Raw genomic sequence first — 14,752 nt, 5'->3', positions numbered from 1 at the left:
TGGGTGACATTCCGGAATGATTCCCCGACGAGGGTTGCGAACTTTTGTTCGCGACGCTCGTCGGGGCCACCAAGCGAAGCGCGGTAGAAAAAAGCAAATGTCATGCAAAAAGGACTCTCTCCCTGCTATGATGGTGATGACCAACATCCATAAAACAGGAGGGAGAGAGTCCATGAAACATCTTACCACAGAATGGCCTTTATTAAAAGAGCTGGAGGAACAATTAGTCAGAACTCTTCAAAAGGTGTTCGCTGTCTTGTTGGCGGCCCTTTTGGAGGAGATTGATCAACAACTGGCGGAAGCGCGGGACAAGCGCCGGTATCAGCTGAAAGACAAACGGCCGACTACGATCCAAACGCTGTTTGGAGAAGTGACGTTTCGACGGAACTACTACTATGACCGGCAAACGGGGAACTATACCTTCTTGCTGGATGCCGAACTGGGCTTTGATGGAGCGCAGTCGATCAGCCCTTGCCTCGAGGAAACGGCGGTCGAGTTGGCCGTAGAGTGCTCTTCCTACCGCAAAGCGGCCCGTACGTTGGAGTCGATCGTGGGGTATGCGGTCCTAAGCCACGAGGCGATTCGCCAACTGGTGCTGGAGGCCCCTGTCTCGCTGCACCGCCCTGTTTCCCAACGGCACGGCCGAGTGCTATTTGTGGAGGCGGATGGGCTGTTCATTTCCCGCCAGGGGAAAGGGAAACGGGCGAAAGAAGAGAAAATCCTGGCGGTTCACGAGGGATGGAAACGAAACGGTTCGCAGCTCGAGCTCGTGAACCGGCGCCACTACCTCCATGAAGGGGCGGGAGACGTGTGGGAACGGTTTGAAGAGTGGCTGATGAACGAATATGCCTATGATCCGTGCCGGGACCTTTTGATCATCAACGGCGACGCGGCGTCGTGGATCACGGCCTGCCGGGAGTATTTTGGGAAGCGGGCGTGCTTTCAGCTGGATCGATTTCATGTGGCGCGGGAGCTGCGTCAGTGTCTGTCCGGCCATCCGCGTTGGCGGGAGGTGCGGAGGAAGCTGGCGAAACAAGACGAAGAAGGACTTTTGGTCGAGCTGAACAGCGCGGTCGGCACGTTGGGGGACGAAGGCAAAGAACAACAGCTGGCCGCCTTGATTCGCCGGATCGAGTCGATGCCGGGATGCATCCGGGACTATCGGGAGTGGCTGTCGGAGCAAGGGGTGGAGACGACCGGCATGCGTCCGATGGGCCACGCCGAGAGCGTGATGAGCCGGTTTGCGCATCGGGTGAAATCCCGCCGCAGCTGGAAAGACCAAGGGCTTCGGGCGTTTCTGAGGGCGATGGCGGCCCGAATCGACGGGATTTGGCGGAGAAATGGGCAGTTGGTGGAGGAAGAAGAGACCCGAACGGCGGCCTCGGCCTCAACAAAGTCCAAGCGGATCGAACAGGCCAAACGGAAGGCCGGACGGTTATGGGCAGATGTGGTGCGTCAGAATCTACCGTGTCTGCAGCGGTCATCCGGGACGCCGATCCATCAAGCGTTGTCGGCGCTCCGGGATGGTGGTTGGGTGTAAAAAAATGGAATACAATATCATCACTTCAAGATGAGGGATGAGAGTCCGAAAGCGCTTACGATATGAATTCCTTAAAATGGTTCGCTAACTAGTGATTGACAACGCCCGTAGTGAACCGAAAAAATGTTCTCCACAAAGTCTTGACTGACTCTTGGTTAGCTTGTTTTTTTGCTTTATAATCTGCTTTCGTATATAATTTCATCTCTGATGAATCATCTGCTTCGCGTCCCGGCGTTGCAACATTAAATTTAAGAATCAAATATCGGAAAACAAAGAAGTAAATGATCATAAATATGAACCCGATTGCCCATTGTATTAAATAAGTCGTGCTATGATATTTAAATAATGGAATCCAGTTTGAAGTAGCGATTTCTAACAGTCCCCCGCCCATATTTCCTACAGCGCCGAATGCATACATCACCGCTGCCATTGTGGCTGCTAAAAATGCATGCACTGCAAATAACCAAGGTGCCACAAATAGGAAAGTAAATTCAATTGGTTCTGTAACTCCAGCAATAACAGCCGTTAAAGCGGCAGAGATTAATAGCCCTGCAACCTGTTTTCTTTTTTCTGGCTTTGCAGTAACATACATCGCTAATGCAATACCTGGAATGCCAAAGATTTTAGACATCCCATGCAATGCAAATCCGCCTTGCGGGAACATTTCCTTTAAAGAATGCGCAGATGTTGCGTATTCTGGTAAATGCTCGATCCAATACTTAGCGATTCCTCCTTCAACAACCGCAGGGCCAAAGACAAATGGACCGTAGATGAAGTGATGCAGCCCTGTTGGAATAAGTAAGCGCTCTAAAAATGTATACAACCAAACCCCAAGCACTCCTGAGCTTGCCAAAAATCCTTGTAAAGATGCAATGCCATGTTGTACGATTGGCCAAATATAGGCTGTTATTAAAGCAACTGGAAGCATCACAAGGAACGCAATAATCACCACAAATGATGAACCTTGAAAAATGCCAAGGAAATCTGGAAGCTTCGTATCGAAGAAGCGGTTATGAAGCGCTACAACAATAGAAGATATAACGATCGCTCCAATAATGCTCGTATCTAATGTTTTGATTCCCGCAATCATTGTCAAACCGCTAACTCCGCCAGCTTCCTGGCTGAAATCTACACCAAATTTATCTCCCCAAAGAGTCAATATAGCGTTAATAAAATAGTTGAATGTTAAATAAGTAACAATCGCTTCCATACAAGCTCTCGCATGGGCCTTTTTTGCCAACGCAATCGGAATGCCTATAACAAACAATAACGGCATTTGTCGGAAGACCGTCCATCCACCCTCTTCTACTACCGTCCAAAACTTGTACCACATTCCGTTCGGATCAGCAATGGATCCCATGATATCAGGATTTTTAAACAAGATGGTCAAGCCAACGACTATACCAGCGAACGGAAAAAGCAACACCGGTACAAACATAGCTGCACCAAACCGCTGAATTTTTTGCATCATGCCCACTCACTCCTTCTTCTCAAATTTTTTGATAACGCTTTCCTTTTCTTTATAACATGAACTTTTTTGGCAAACAACAAAACGGAAGTAAGCTGTTCGTTTTCACTTCTCTTGTTATTTTTCCCAAAATTCAAGAAAATTCCCAGAATGAGCAGCTATATATGGAATACTAGAGATATTCTTCATAGTCCACCATAAATTTTAAGAACAGATCGAGCCAAACTTCAAAAACAATATGTATCGATTTTGTGTTTTGTATCAGCTCAACTATCGAGTATCCAGATTCATCTTCAACGTCGAAATCTTCATTTGTTGAAACAGAAGGGCGAGGTCATCATCGCCGTCCATGTCCTTGGAAAGTTGTTAGGCTTCACTTCCGAACGGGCTTGGCATCGGTTTGTGATCGGGAATTTGTTTTCCAAGGACTTGTTCCCTGAACGTTCTCGATACAACCGTCGCTGCCGAGCGCTTGGCTTTGCGATCAAGTGGATGCGGCACCAGCTGGCCAAGCGTGGACAACACCATGCGTATGCGATCGTGGACAGTTTGCCGATCGAGCTGTGTCATTCATCCCGAATGTATCGCGCCAAACGGTTTCGTGGAATTGCGGATATTGGCTATTGTGCTTCGAAAAAGATCGCTTTCTATGGGTTGAAACTTCATCTGCAGGTCACTGACCAAGGGCTTCCGATGGGATATGTCGTCACTGAAGCGTCTTGTCACGATCGGGTGGCCGCTGAAACCGTCATGATGCAAATTCCACATCCATATAACCTAGGTGACAAGGGTATATCAGCCAAACGCTGCAAAAGAAGCTGTACGAAGAGCATCGAGTCGCTTTTTGGACGCCCGTTCGAAAAAATCAGCGAATTCGCCAATCGGACGCATGGAAACAGTGGATGAAACGAAAACGCAAAGTGTTGAAACCGTGTTTTCGATTTTAGTCGATTCGTATCGGATCACCGAGATTCGAGCGAACTCGGTTTCTGGATTTGAAACGGCACAGGATGGTATTTTACTGGCTTACTCCCTTGTTGTTCTTGGGCTAGTTGAGCGTTAAGACTCAACTAGCACCACGGGTTCATCAATCATTTTTTCGCTAGTCTTGAAAAAAGAGAGTTGTATATTTCCGTCATGTAGTGTACAGTGGATAGTGAAAACGTGTGCACAAAGGGGGAGGAAGCCTTGAAAAAAACATGGTGGAAAGAGGGCGTCGCCTATCAAATTTATCCGCGCAGCTTTATGGATGCCAACGGCGACGGCATCGGCGATCTTCGCGGCATCATCGAAAAGCTGGATTATTTGGTGGAGCTTGGAGTCGACATCGTTTGGATTTGTCCAATTTACCGGTCGCCGAACGCCGATAACGGATATGACATCAGCGATTATTATGCCATTATGGATGAGTTTGGAACGATGGATGACTTCGATGAATTGCTTGCCCAAGCCCATCGGCGCGGGTTGAAAGTCATTTTGGATTTGGTCATCAACCATACGAGTGATGAGCATCCGTGGTTTATCGAATCGCGGTCATCGCGCGACAATCCGAAGCGCGACTGGTACATTTGGCGTGACGGCAAAGACGGGCGCGAACCGAACAACTGGGAAAGCATTTTCGGCGGCTCGGCGTGGCAGTATGATGAGCGGACGGGTCAATATTATCTGCATATTTTTGATGTCAAACAGCCCGACTTGAACTGGGAAAACAGTGAGGTGCGCCAGGCGCTTTATGAGATGGTCAACTGGTGGCTGGATAAAGGTATCGACGGCTTTCGTATCGACGCGATCTCCCACATTAAGAAAAAGCCGGGTCTTCCCGATTTGCCAAACCCGAAGGGGCTGAAGTATGTACCGTCGTTTGCCGGGCATATGAACCAGCCTGGCATTATGGAATATTTAAGAGAGTTGAAAGAGCGAACGTTTGCGCGATATGACATTATGACGGTCGGCGAGGCGAACGGAGTAACGGTTGATGAGGCCGAACAATGGGTCGGGGAAGAAAACGGCGTGTTCAATATGATTTTTCAGTTTGAGCATCTAGGGCTATGGGAAAGGAGTGCGGATGGTTCCATCGATGTCCGCCGCCTAAAGCGGACGTTGACGAAATGGCAAAAAGGGCTTGAAAACCGCGGGTGGAATGCGTTGTTTTTGGAAAACCACGATTTGCCCCGCTCCGTTTCGACGTGGGGCAATGACCGCGACTATTGGGCGGAAAGCGCCAAGGCGCTCGGCGCGCTCTACTTTTTCATGCAAGGGACGCCGTTCATTTATCAGGGGCAAGAGATCGGGATGACGAACGTGCGGTTCGATGACATCCGTGATTATCGTGATGTGTCCGCTCTTCGCCTGTATGAACTCGAACGGGCGAAGGGGCGGACCCATGAGGAAGTGATGAAGATCATTTGGCAAACCGGGCGCGACAACTCGCGCACCCCGATGCAATGGTCTGATGCCCCAAACGCTGGATTCACGACAGGTACGCCATGGATCAAGGTGAACGAAAACTATCGTACGATCAATGTCGAGGCCGAGCGGCGCGACCCGAACTCGGTATGGTCGTTTTATCGACAAATGATTCAGCTTTGGAAAGCGAATGAGCTGTTTGTTTACGGAACGTACGATCTGCTTTTGGAAAACCACCCATCCATTTACGCGTACACAAGAACGCTCGGACGTGATCGCGCGCTTGTAGTCGTCAACTTGTCGGACCGCCCGTCACTTTACCGCTATGACGGCTTCCGCCTTCAGTCAAGCGATTTGGCGCTCTCGAACTACCCGGTCCGTCCGCATAAAAATGCGACGCGTTTTAAGCTGAAACCGTACGAGGCGCGCGTATACATCTGGAAAGAATAAGAAGGAATTTGCCTTTCTGTGTGGAATGAATACGGAAGGGAGATGATCAACACGGGGACGGTCGATCCGATTCGCTACCCGATCGGAACGTTTCAAGCGCCGCAGCAGTTTGAGGATGGGAAGGTGCAAGAGTGGATTGCTGCCATCCGCGGGCTGCCGAACGACTTAAGGGCCGCTGTTTTCGGCTTAAACGATGAGCAGCTCAACACGCCGTACCGCGACGGCGGCTGGACGGTGGCCCAAGTCGTCCACCATTTGGCCGATGCAAGCATGAACGCGTTTTTGCGCACGAAATGGGGAGTGACGGAAGACGACCCAACGGTGAAGCCGTTTGCGGAAAGCGAATGGGCGAAAACGGCCGATGCTTGCTCGCTGCCCATTGAACCGTCGCTTTTATTGCTTGACGGACTGCATGCACGGTGGACGACGCTGCTCGAGTCGATGACAGAAGCCGATTTTCATCGCCTCATCCAACCGGAAGGAGCGTTGCGGCCGATGCCGCTGTACGTATTGACCGCGCTGTATGCATGGCATGGCAGGCATCATACGGCGCAAATTGTGTCATTGCGGAAACGGAAAGGATGGTGGGGCTGACCCAAAAGTCCGCCAAAAAGCGGACTTTTGGAGTCAGCCCTCTCTGGTTTTTGTATATTTTACCAAACGGAACAAAATTCCGACTCTGTTCTCCCCCTCATTTACGCCACCAAGGACAATTGCTTGTCCCTAGCGGCTTTTTTGAGAAGATTGTGGGCAGCACAAACCAGCCCCCATTCGATGGAAACTTTTTGGAGGCCTCGCAGGACAAAGCGACGAAACCCGCGATTTTGTTTGATTTGCCCAAATACACTCTCAATGTCGGTTTGGCGTTGGCGGTATCGGGCTTGCCCTTCTTCACTCTCCAACCGTTCGCGGGCTTTCTGTTTTTGTTCATGATAGATGGGGTTCCATTGCGTGGTTCGTCCATACTTGGAAGTCGTGCAGGCCGAACGGAACGGACATCCTTCGCATTCATGGCATTGGTAGTGTCGGGTGACCGAGGTGTATCCTGATTCCGTGGTCTGTTTCGAAGTTCCGGTGCGAACCAGCTTTTTCCCATTGGCGCAAATCCAAACGTCTTCTTCTTCCACATAGGTCCAATTCTGCTGATGATGCGGATTTTTCTTGACCTTGCGCGTGTTCTCCTTCTCATACGTATGGTACTTGATCAAGGCCGATATGTGCTTCTCTTCCAGCTTCACGTAGTTCTCTTCCGAGCCATAAGCCGCGTCAGCGATCAAACGTTCGGGTTCCACGCCGTACTTCTCTCGAACGGTCTCCAAATGCGGGAGAAGACAACGAGTGTCGCCCGGCCTCTGATGAAGGGAATACCCCAAAATAAATTGGCCGGAAGAACCCACCTGTACGTTATAGGCCGGCTTGAGCTGGCCGTTTCGCATGTGATCCTCCTTCAACCGCATGAAGGTGGCATCCACATCGGTCTTGGAATAGCTGTTGCGATCCCCGCATACATGGAGTTGGTGTTCATACTTTTCACTGCGGGGCAAGTAGTCCTCCTTCATCTTCTTGATGGCCTTCTTCAACGGTTGGTTGTCCGGCTCGGCCTCCAACCGTTTTTCCCACTCCTCGGTTTTCTTTCGGATTTCTTCTGACGTAAAGGCCGGCGAAGGGTCGATGTCTTCCGCCTTTTCTTCTTCCACGATCACCTCGATCTGGGCAATCAGCCGATCGACATTGGCTTGGAGTTTCTCCTGGTACTTCTCAGCCGATTTGCGCCAAACGAAGGTGTACCGGTTGGCATTCGCTTCAATTTTCGTTCCATCCACAAAATAATCTTCCATCTTGACATAGCCGTCGGCCACGAGCAGCGTGATCATTTCCCGGAACAGGTCGTCAATCAGGTCTTTCATCCGCTCCGAACGAAACCGATTGATGGAGCGGAAGTCCGGCTTTTGAAATCCACTTAGCCACATGAGGGGAAGGTGGACTTCGAGCTGCCGTGCAATCTCACGGCCATGATACATTTTTTGGGTGTAAGCGTAAAGGAGAATTTTGGTCATCATTTTCGGATGATAGGCGGAGGCGCCCCCTCCTTTGTAGTAAGCAAGAAACGTCTCCATCGGGATGCGTTCAACCATCTCATGAACCACGTGGGCCATGTTATCCCGTGGAATGAGATCGGCGATGTTGCTTGGCAAAGAGAGGTTGTCCATGGTATACTCTTTAAAGGAAATATGATCATGTTTCATAAAAGAATCGCCCTTCTTTCGGTGGTAGTGGTTTTGGTGACTCTATTCTACCAGAAAAAAGGGCGATTCTTCTATATTTGAGGCAAAAAAGTGGGGGCTGATCCCAAAACGCATTCGCGTTTTGGGTCAGCCCCTTACTCGATCGGCCGCACCGCTTGGGGCGGCCGATATATAGGCTCGCTCCGGAGAAAAGCCGCCTTTGCGCGGCTTTTTTCAAAAAACGTGCTGGACAAACATTTTTGTTAAACGAAAACATACAGTTATGCTATACTGACAAATATTAAGGGACACGAAATATATATCGTACAAGGGGGATCGGTATGAATGCGCAACAAAGGCAAGTTGTTGCGGAACAGAAAGAAAAAATTTGGACGCGCAATTTTATTTTGATTTGCTTGGCCAACTTTTTCATTTTTCTTGGATTTCAAATGACGCTGCCGACACTGCCGCTGTTTGTCGAACACTTAGGCGGCAACGACCAGCTCATCGGCCTTGTCGTCGGGATTTTCACTTTTTCCGCACTTCTCGTCCGTCCGTTTGCCGGCCATGCGCTTGAGACGCGGGGACGGCGGTTTGTCTTTTTGCTTGGGCTGCTCATTTTTGTCGTTTCGGTCGGTTCGTACAGTGTCATCACCAGCATGCTTCTTCTCTTTTTGATGCGCGTCGTCCAAGGAATTGGCTGGGGGTTTTCGACAACCGCTTCCGGAACGGTGGCGACGGACATCATTCCGGCCAGCCGCCGCGGGGAGGGAATGGGTTATTACGGATTGTCAGGAAACATCGCCCTCGCTTTCGGTCCGTCGCTTGGACTTGTGCTTGCCGCTATGATTCCGTTTAGCCATTTGTTTCTGATTTGCGCTCTGCTTGGCGTTGCTTCCGTATTGTTTGCGGCGGCCATCACCTATAAAAAAGTGGAGGGAAGGCCGCGCTATGAGACGAACAAGTGGGACCTTTACGAAAAAACGGCGCTCGTTCCGTCCGTGCTTCTCTTCTTTTTAACGGTGACGTTCGGCGGCATTGCTTCGTTTTTGCCGCTATATACGGCGCAAAAAGGGATCGGCGGTTTGCAGCTGTATTTTTTGCTTTATGCGCTCGCCCTGATGGTGACGCGCACGTTCGCCGGCCAGCTGTATGACCGGAAAGGGCATCGGGCTGTCTTTCTCCCAGGTGCGGGGCTCATTTTGCTTGCGATGCTGCTGCTCTCCTGGCTGCCGGGGGAATGGGCGCTGCTTTTGGCGGCAGTATTGTATGGCTTCGGTTTTGGCATGGTGCAGCCAGGGCTGCAGGCGTGGTCGGTTGAGCGGGCCCCTGTTCATCGGAAAGGAATGGCGAATGCAACGTTTTTCTCCTTTTTTGATTTAGGCGTTGGCATCGGGGCGATGGTGTTTGGCCAAATCAGCCACTGGTTCGGCTATCCGAGCATTTATGTAACCGCCGCCGGTTCGGTGCTTGTTTCGATGCTCGTTTACTTGAGCGTGCTGCGCAAAGAACAACCTTTTCATCCGCGGCAAGAAAGAAACGCTTAAGGTTTGTCCTTAAGCGTTTTTCTTTAGCGCCGCGAGTGCACTTCGTAGATGGCAAATTTTAAATAGTCGCCTTCATTGGCGGCAAGCAGTTTCGGGTGGTCATAGCCGGCGCCGTTCCAGTACACTTGTCGGAGCACTTTTTTGGCGTCAAACGCCGCATCGGCGATCATCTCTTGGAACATGTGCGGGCGAACATGGTACGAACAGCTCGACGTGACGAAAAAGCCGCCGTCTTTGACGAGTTTCAACCCGTTCAAATTGATGTCTTTATAGCCGCGCAGCGCTTTTGGCACCGCGTGGGCCGATTTGGCGAACGCCGGCGGGTCGATGATGACGACATCCCACTGTTTGCCGGATCGCACTGCTTCGCGTAAGTAATCGAATGCGTTGGCGACGACAAATTCTACATTTGTGAATCCGTTTAAGGCCGCATTTCGTTTTGCCGTCTCAATTGCATGCTCGGAAATGTCGACGGCGGTGGCGTGCTTCGCTCCGTACAGGCAGGCGTTCAGCATAAATGAGCCGGTATGGGTGAAACAATCAAGCACCGTCGTCTCCGGGCCGATGAGCGGGCGGAGGGCGGCGCGGTTTTGCCGCTGGTCGAAGAAAAAGCCGGTTTTTTGCCCGTTTTCAATGTCGACAATGTATTTCACGCCGTTCTCCTCGATTTCCATCTCCGTCTCCGCTTCCCCGTACCAAAACCCTTTTTCCTGTTTGAGACCCTCAAGCTCCCGCACGGACACATCGTTGCGCAAATAAATGGCCCTTGGAGCGAACACGTCAAGCAAGCCGCGCAAAATCCACTCTTTGTGCACTTCCATCCCGAGCGCCAAAATTTGCACCACAAGCACGTCCTCATATTTATCGACGATGAGCCCCGGCAGAAAATCGGCCTCGCCGTAGACGGCGCGGCATGAACGGACGCCCGGGAGCATCCGTTCGCGATACGCCCAAGCGCGGCGGATGCGCTCAATGAAAAACCGCTCATCGAGCTCGTCATCCGGGTTTTGCGTCAACACCCGGACGATGATTTGCGAGGCTGGATTGATGTAGCCTTTCGCCAACCAGTACCCTTGATGGTTATAGACATCGACAAAATCTCCCGGTGTGATGTCACCCTCGATACGGTCGACTTCGCTCTGAAAAATCCACGGATGGCCTTGTTCGAGCCGTTTTTTTCGTTGCCGCTTCAAGATCACTTTCGCCATCAGTTCCAACTCCCATCCGGTAATCAATCGTTGCGCTTTTATCATAGCGAATTGCGGAGCGCGGCGCAATGACAGCCGAAAAAAAAGGTTGACAACCGATGCGGCCGTGATATGATAAATGTAAAGAAAATTTCATCACAATCAGACATCCACTAGGGGGGCCTGTAAACAGGCTGAGATCAAAGTGTGACTTTGAGACCCTTAGCACCTGATCTGGGTAATGCCAGCGTAGGGAAGTGGAGGAGCTGCAGGCCGGCTTTGGCCGCATTGGAAAATCTGTATGCTCGCGCCGCCTTCTTTACGCGAATCGGTAAAGAAGGCGGCGCTTTTATTTTGGAAAAAGGGGGAATACGAATGTCGTTTGCAAGGCGCGCGCGCCAGGCGGCTGATCCGATCTGGCAGGCGAGTTTCCGTCACCCGTTTGTCAAAGAGCTTGGCGAAGGAACGTTGGATCGCGCAAAATTCCGCTATTATGTCATGCAAGATGCGTACTATTTGCGCCATTTTGCCCGTGTGCAGGCGATCGGGGCGGCGAAATCGCCGGATTTGGCGACGACGGCCCGGCTGGCGCACCATGCCCAAAGCACATGCGAAGCGGAATTGTCGCTTCATGAAACGTTTGCCGGACTGCTTGGCATCACCGAAGAGGAACGGGCTGCGTTCATGCCGGCGCCGACGGCTTACGCGTATACATCGCATATGTACCGGGCGGCGTATGAAGGGCATTTGGGCGATGTCATTGCCGCGATTTTGCCGTGCTATTGGCTGTATTACGAAATCGGTGAGCGGCTGAAAACGTGCCGGCCGAACGATCCGATTTATGAAAAGTGGATCAGTACATACAGCTCCGATTGGTTTCGCTCGCTTGTTGAGGAGCAGATCGACCGGCTTGACGCCATTACCGCTGCCGTGACTGAGGAAGATCGGCGCCGGATGGAACAGCATTTTTTGATCAGCAGTGACTATGAGTATCAGTTTTGGGAGATGGCGTACCGACTGGAGCGGTGGCCATCGGCCGAACTCATGAAGAGCCGGTGAAACGGCGACAACACGAAATGAGGAGTTTTCATGGGAACAACATCGAAAGGGTTGAAACTGGCCGATATTTTAACGACGATTGTCATTGCCGTTGTGTTCGGCGTCATTTACAAAGTGTGGGGGCCGTTGTATGAAGTGGTGAAAGTATTCGGGTTTCATGCCGATCAACTGATTTATGGCATGTGGTTTATCGCGTCGTCGCTTGCGTATTTGCTAATCCGCAAACCGGGGGTGGCGCTGCTTGCCGAGATCGCGGCTTCATCGGGCGAGTTGGTGATGGGGTCGCAGTGGGGGCTTGAGGTGTTGATTTATGGGGTTGTACAAGGGCTGTTTGCCGAGCTTGTCTTTGCGGCGTTCCGCTATCGGCGGTTTGACGTGTTTGTCGTGTCGCTCAGCGCCGTCGGCGCGACGGTCGGTTCGCTGATCATGGACTTTTACAAAGGATATATCGAGGCGCTCGCCCCGTGGAACATGGCGCTCTTTTTGCTGGCGCGTTTTGTCGGCGCCGTTCTTATCTCCGGCGTGTTCGCCGTTTCGTTGGCCAAGGCGCTTGAGAAAACCGGGGTGACGCAAATGTGGCGGCCGGTTTCCAAAGAGGACTATGATGCGCTGAACCGGTAAGGGGAATGACCGATGAAGCAAGCCATTGTCATCGAACAGCTGCGCCTGAAGTTTCCAGGGCATAGCGACTTATTGTTCCGCGATTTGTCGCTGTCCGTTGCTGCCGGGGAGAAAGTGCTTCTCCTCGGCCCGTCTGGATGCGGCAAGTCGACGCTTTTGCAAGTGATGGCCGGCATCATTCCCCACTCGATCGACGTGCCGATGAAAGCCGGGCGCCTTGAGCGGCCGGAACGATGGGGATATGTGTTTCAAGATCCGGATACGCAGTTTTGCATGCCGTATGCCGATGAGGAAATCGCGTTTGCCCTCGAAAATCGAAGTGTGCCGCGCCGCGAGATGCCCGCCCGCATCCGCTTGCTGTTGGACCAAGTCGGGTTGGCGATCGAACCGCACACCGACATTCATACGCTTTCCGGCGGGATGAAGCAGCGGTTGGCGCTCGCTTCTGTTCTTGCGCTTGAGCCGGATGTTTTGTTTTTGGATGAGCCGACGGCTTTGCTCGATGAGGAAGGGACGAAAGCCGTATGGCAGGCGGTGCGGGATGTGAGCCGGGACAAAACGGTCGTCATCGTCGAGCATAAAATCAACCATGTTCTTGACTTCGTCGACCGGATTGTGTTGCTTGGCAGCGACGGGTGCATCATCGCCGATGGAGGAGCGAGGGAAGTATTTTCCCGATATAAGGACGTCATGACGGCGGAAGGCATTTGGCACCCGGACGTTTGGGAGGAATGCGGACCGATCGTGCGCCAGGAGGAAAGGCAGGAAGGCGAGGAGCTGATCCGCCTTCACCGTTTCCGCGGCTTTCGCGGCCGGGAGGTGAAAATCAGCGTACCGGAGGCGGTTGTGCGGGCGGGAGAATGGATCGCCGTCACCGGCCGAAACGGCGCGGGCAAAAGCACGCTTTTGCATGGGTTGATGCAACTGATTCGCACCGAAGGCGAATATACATTGTTCGGGGAGGATATCGAGCTCCGGCAGCCGCTTTACCGCCATATCGCGTTCGTGTTTCAAAATCCCGAATTTCAATTTGTCACCCATACTGTGCGCGATGAACTGGCGTATTCGCTGCGGCTTGAGGGGCGATCTGAAGAGGAAATCAATGAGACGGTCACCCGCCTGCTCAGCGCGTTTGGCCTTGACGGAAAGGAAGAAGTGCATCCGTACCAGCTGTCAGTCGGGCAAAAACGGCGGTTGAGCGTGGCTGCTTCGATCGTCGCCGGTCAACGCCTCTTTTTGCTTGATGAGCCGACATTTGGACAGGATGCGAAAAACACGTTTGCGTTGTTGGCGATGTTGGAGTCATACCGAAGGCAAGGGGCGGCGATCATCATGGTCACCCACGACGAACAAATTGTCCGTCGTTTTGCGACGAGACGATGGGTGGTGGAAGACGGAGCGCTTGTTCGCGATGAGCGCCTCGCTGCTGTGGAGCCTGTATTGGCTGAAGGAGGAACATGGCGATGAACTGGGACATTCAGCGCCGTGAGACATGGCTTTATGAAGCGAACCCGAGTTTGAAGCTCATTGTGCTCGTCATGCTCTTTTTTGCGGTGTTGTTCATTCATAACCCGAACGTGCTCATCAATTTGTCGCTCGCCCTGTTCGTTTTGTTTTGCTTCGGCACCGGGTATCCAGCAAAGCTGCTTGTTTGGCTGTTTTTGCCGTTTTTCCTGATCTTTGTTTCCACTGCTTCATCGATGATGATGTTTGGCGAAGGGACGACAACGTGGTTTCGCTGGGGGCTCATCCACGTAACAGCGGAAAGCTTTTGGCGCGGCATGCATCTCGGATTTCGCGCCTTGTCGCTCGGGCTGTTAGGCTTGATTTTTTCCTTGACGACTCGGCCGGTGCAGCTGTTTTATTCGCTCATGCAGCAATTGAAGCTGAAACCGAAGTATGCGTACAGTTTTTTGGCGGCGGTCCGCCTGCTGCCGATCATGATTGAGGAGTTTCAAACGGTCCGGTATGCGCTGAGAGTGCGCGGCGTGCCAAACCGCGGCGGCCTTGGCAAAGTGAAGCGTTATGCCATCCCGCTTTTGGCACAAAGCATCCGCCGCGCCCAGCGCATCGCCGTGGCGATGGAGGCGAAACAATTTTCCAACAGCGGCCAGCGTACGTTTTATTATGAAATCAAGTTTGGCAAATGCGATATTTGGTTTGTCGTCTTGACCGTTGCGTTGTTGGTTGCCGCTTATTATGCGGGCGTCCATTACCCGTATATTTCAGTCCATGATGTACGGTAGGCA

General features: G+C 51.9%; 10 protein-coding genes, 2 pseudogenes and 1 riboswitch. Of the genes and pseudogenes, 9 read left to right on the top strand and 3 right to left on the bottom strand.

Annotated elements, in window-relative coordinates; translation table 11 throughout:
- The first annotated feature begins 172 nt into the window (after window positions 1–172).
- A complete protein-coding gene (locus NSS88_RS05740) occupies window positions 173–1,540 on the top strand; it encodes an ISLre2 family transposase (protein ID WP_341082615.1) in 1,368 nt (455 codons plus the stop codon).
- 148 nt (window positions 1,541–1,688) lie between these two features.
- On the opposite strand, the pseudogene NSS88_RS05735 reads toward NSS88_RS05740, so the two are convergent.
- Window positions 1,689–3,011 (bottom strand): annotated as a pseudogene (locus NSS88_RS05735) (alpha-glucoside-specific PTS transporter subunit IIBC); the annotation flags it as partial.
- A gap of 198 nt (window positions 3,012–3,209) precedes the next feature.
- Between NSS88_RS05735 and NSS88_RS05730 the strand changes: the two are divergent.
- The 3 genes and pseudogenes from NSS88_RS05730 to NSS88_RS05720 all read left to right on the top strand — a co-directional run bounded on the left by NSS88_RS05730 (window position 3,210) and on the right by NSS88_RS05720 (window position 6,458).
- A pseudogene (locus NSS88_RS05730) lies at window positions 3,210–4,071 on the top strand (IS982 family transposase).
- A 125-nt stretch (window positions 4,072–4,196) separates the two neighbouring features.
- The gene (locus NSS88_RS05725) at window positions 4,197–5,864 is read left to right on the top strand and encodes a glycoside hydrolase family 13 protein (RefSeq protein WP_341083538.1); all 1,668 of its coding nucleotides are present in this window, start codon (window positions 4,197–4,199) and stop codon (window positions 5,862–5,864) included.
- Window positions 5,865–5,906: 42 nt separating this feature from the next.
- Entirely contained in the window at window positions 5,907–6,458 is a 552-nt protein-coding gene (locus NSS88_RS05720) for a YfiT family bacillithiol transferase (RefSeq protein WP_341085354.1), read from the top strand.
- Between the two features lie 101 nt (window positions 6,459–6,559).
- On the opposite strand, the gene NSS88_RS05715 is transcribed toward NSS88_RS05720, so the two are convergent.
- Entirely contained in the window at window positions 6,560–8,110 is a 1,551-nt protein-coding gene (locus NSS88_RS05715) for an IS1182 family transposase (protein WP_341083536.1), read from the bottom strand.
- Window positions 8,111–8,430: 320 nt separating this feature from the next.
- On the opposite strand from NSS88_RS05715, the gene NSS88_RS05710 reads away from it, so the two are divergent.
- Window positions 8,431–9,636, top strand: coding sequence for an MFS transporter (locus NSS88_RS05710; protein WP_033013867.1), 1,206 nt, complete (start codon window positions 8,431–8,433; stop codon window positions 9,634–9,636).
- A gap of 23 nt (window positions 9,637–9,659) precedes the next feature.
- Here NSS88_RS05710 and NSS88_RS05705 read toward each other — a convergent pair whose 3' ends face one another.
- Complete coding sequence (locus tag NSS88_RS05705) at window positions 9,660–10,844, bottom strand: class I SAM-dependent rRNA methyltransferase (protein WP_033013866.1); 1,185 nt, start codon at window positions 10,842–10,844, stop codon at window positions 9,660–9,662.
- Window positions 10,845–10,988: 144 nt separating this feature from the next.
- A riboswitch (TPP riboswitch) is annotated at window positions 10,989–11,096 on the top strand.
- A 102-nt stretch (window positions 11,097–11,198) separates the two neighbouring features.
- Here NSS88_RS05705 and tenA point away from each other — a divergent pair.
- Genes tenA through NSS88_RS05685 form a run of 4 tightly spaced genes read left to right on the top strand, consistent with a single transcriptional unit; the run spans window position 11,199 to window position 14,749 of the window.
- Window positions 11,199–11,882: a thiaminase II gene (gene tenA / locus NSS88_RS05700; RefSeq protein ID WP_341083533.1), complete on the top strand. Its 684-nt coding sequence runs from the start codon at window positions 11,199–11,201 to the stop codon at window positions 11,880–11,882.
- Between the two features lie 30 nt (window positions 11,883–11,912).
- Window positions 11,913–12,503, top strand: coding sequence for an ECF transporter S component (locus NSS88_RS05695; RefSeq protein ID WP_033013864.1), 591 nt, complete (start codon window positions 11,913–11,915; stop codon window positions 12,501–12,503).
- A gap of 12 nt (window positions 12,504–12,515) precedes the next feature.
- A complete protein-coding gene (locus NSS88_RS05690) occupies window positions 12,516–13,970 on the top strand; it encodes an ABC transporter ATP-binding protein (protein ID WP_341083530.1) in 1,455 nt (484 codons plus the stop codon).
- Window positions 13,967–14,749: an energy-coupling factor transporter transmembrane component T family protein gene (locus tag NSS88_RS05685; protein WP_033013862.1), complete on the top strand. Its 783-nt coding sequence runs from the start codon at window positions 13,967–13,969 to the stop codon at window positions 14,747–14,749. The genes NSS88_RS05690 and NSS88_RS05685 overlap by 4 nt, the downstream gene beginning before the upstream one ends.
- Window positions 14,750–14,752: the final 3 nt, after the last annotated feature.

The sequence above is a fragment of the Geobacillus sp. FSL W8-1251 genome, from assembly GCF_038005945.1.
In the GTDB taxonomy this organism is placed as follows: Bacteria; Bacillota; Bacilli; order Bacillales; family Anoxybacillaceae; genus Geobacillus; species Geobacillus stearothermophilus.
The sequence above is the reverse complement of the archived record's forward strand: the minus strand, read 5'-3'. Positions and strand labels throughout refer to the sequence as shown.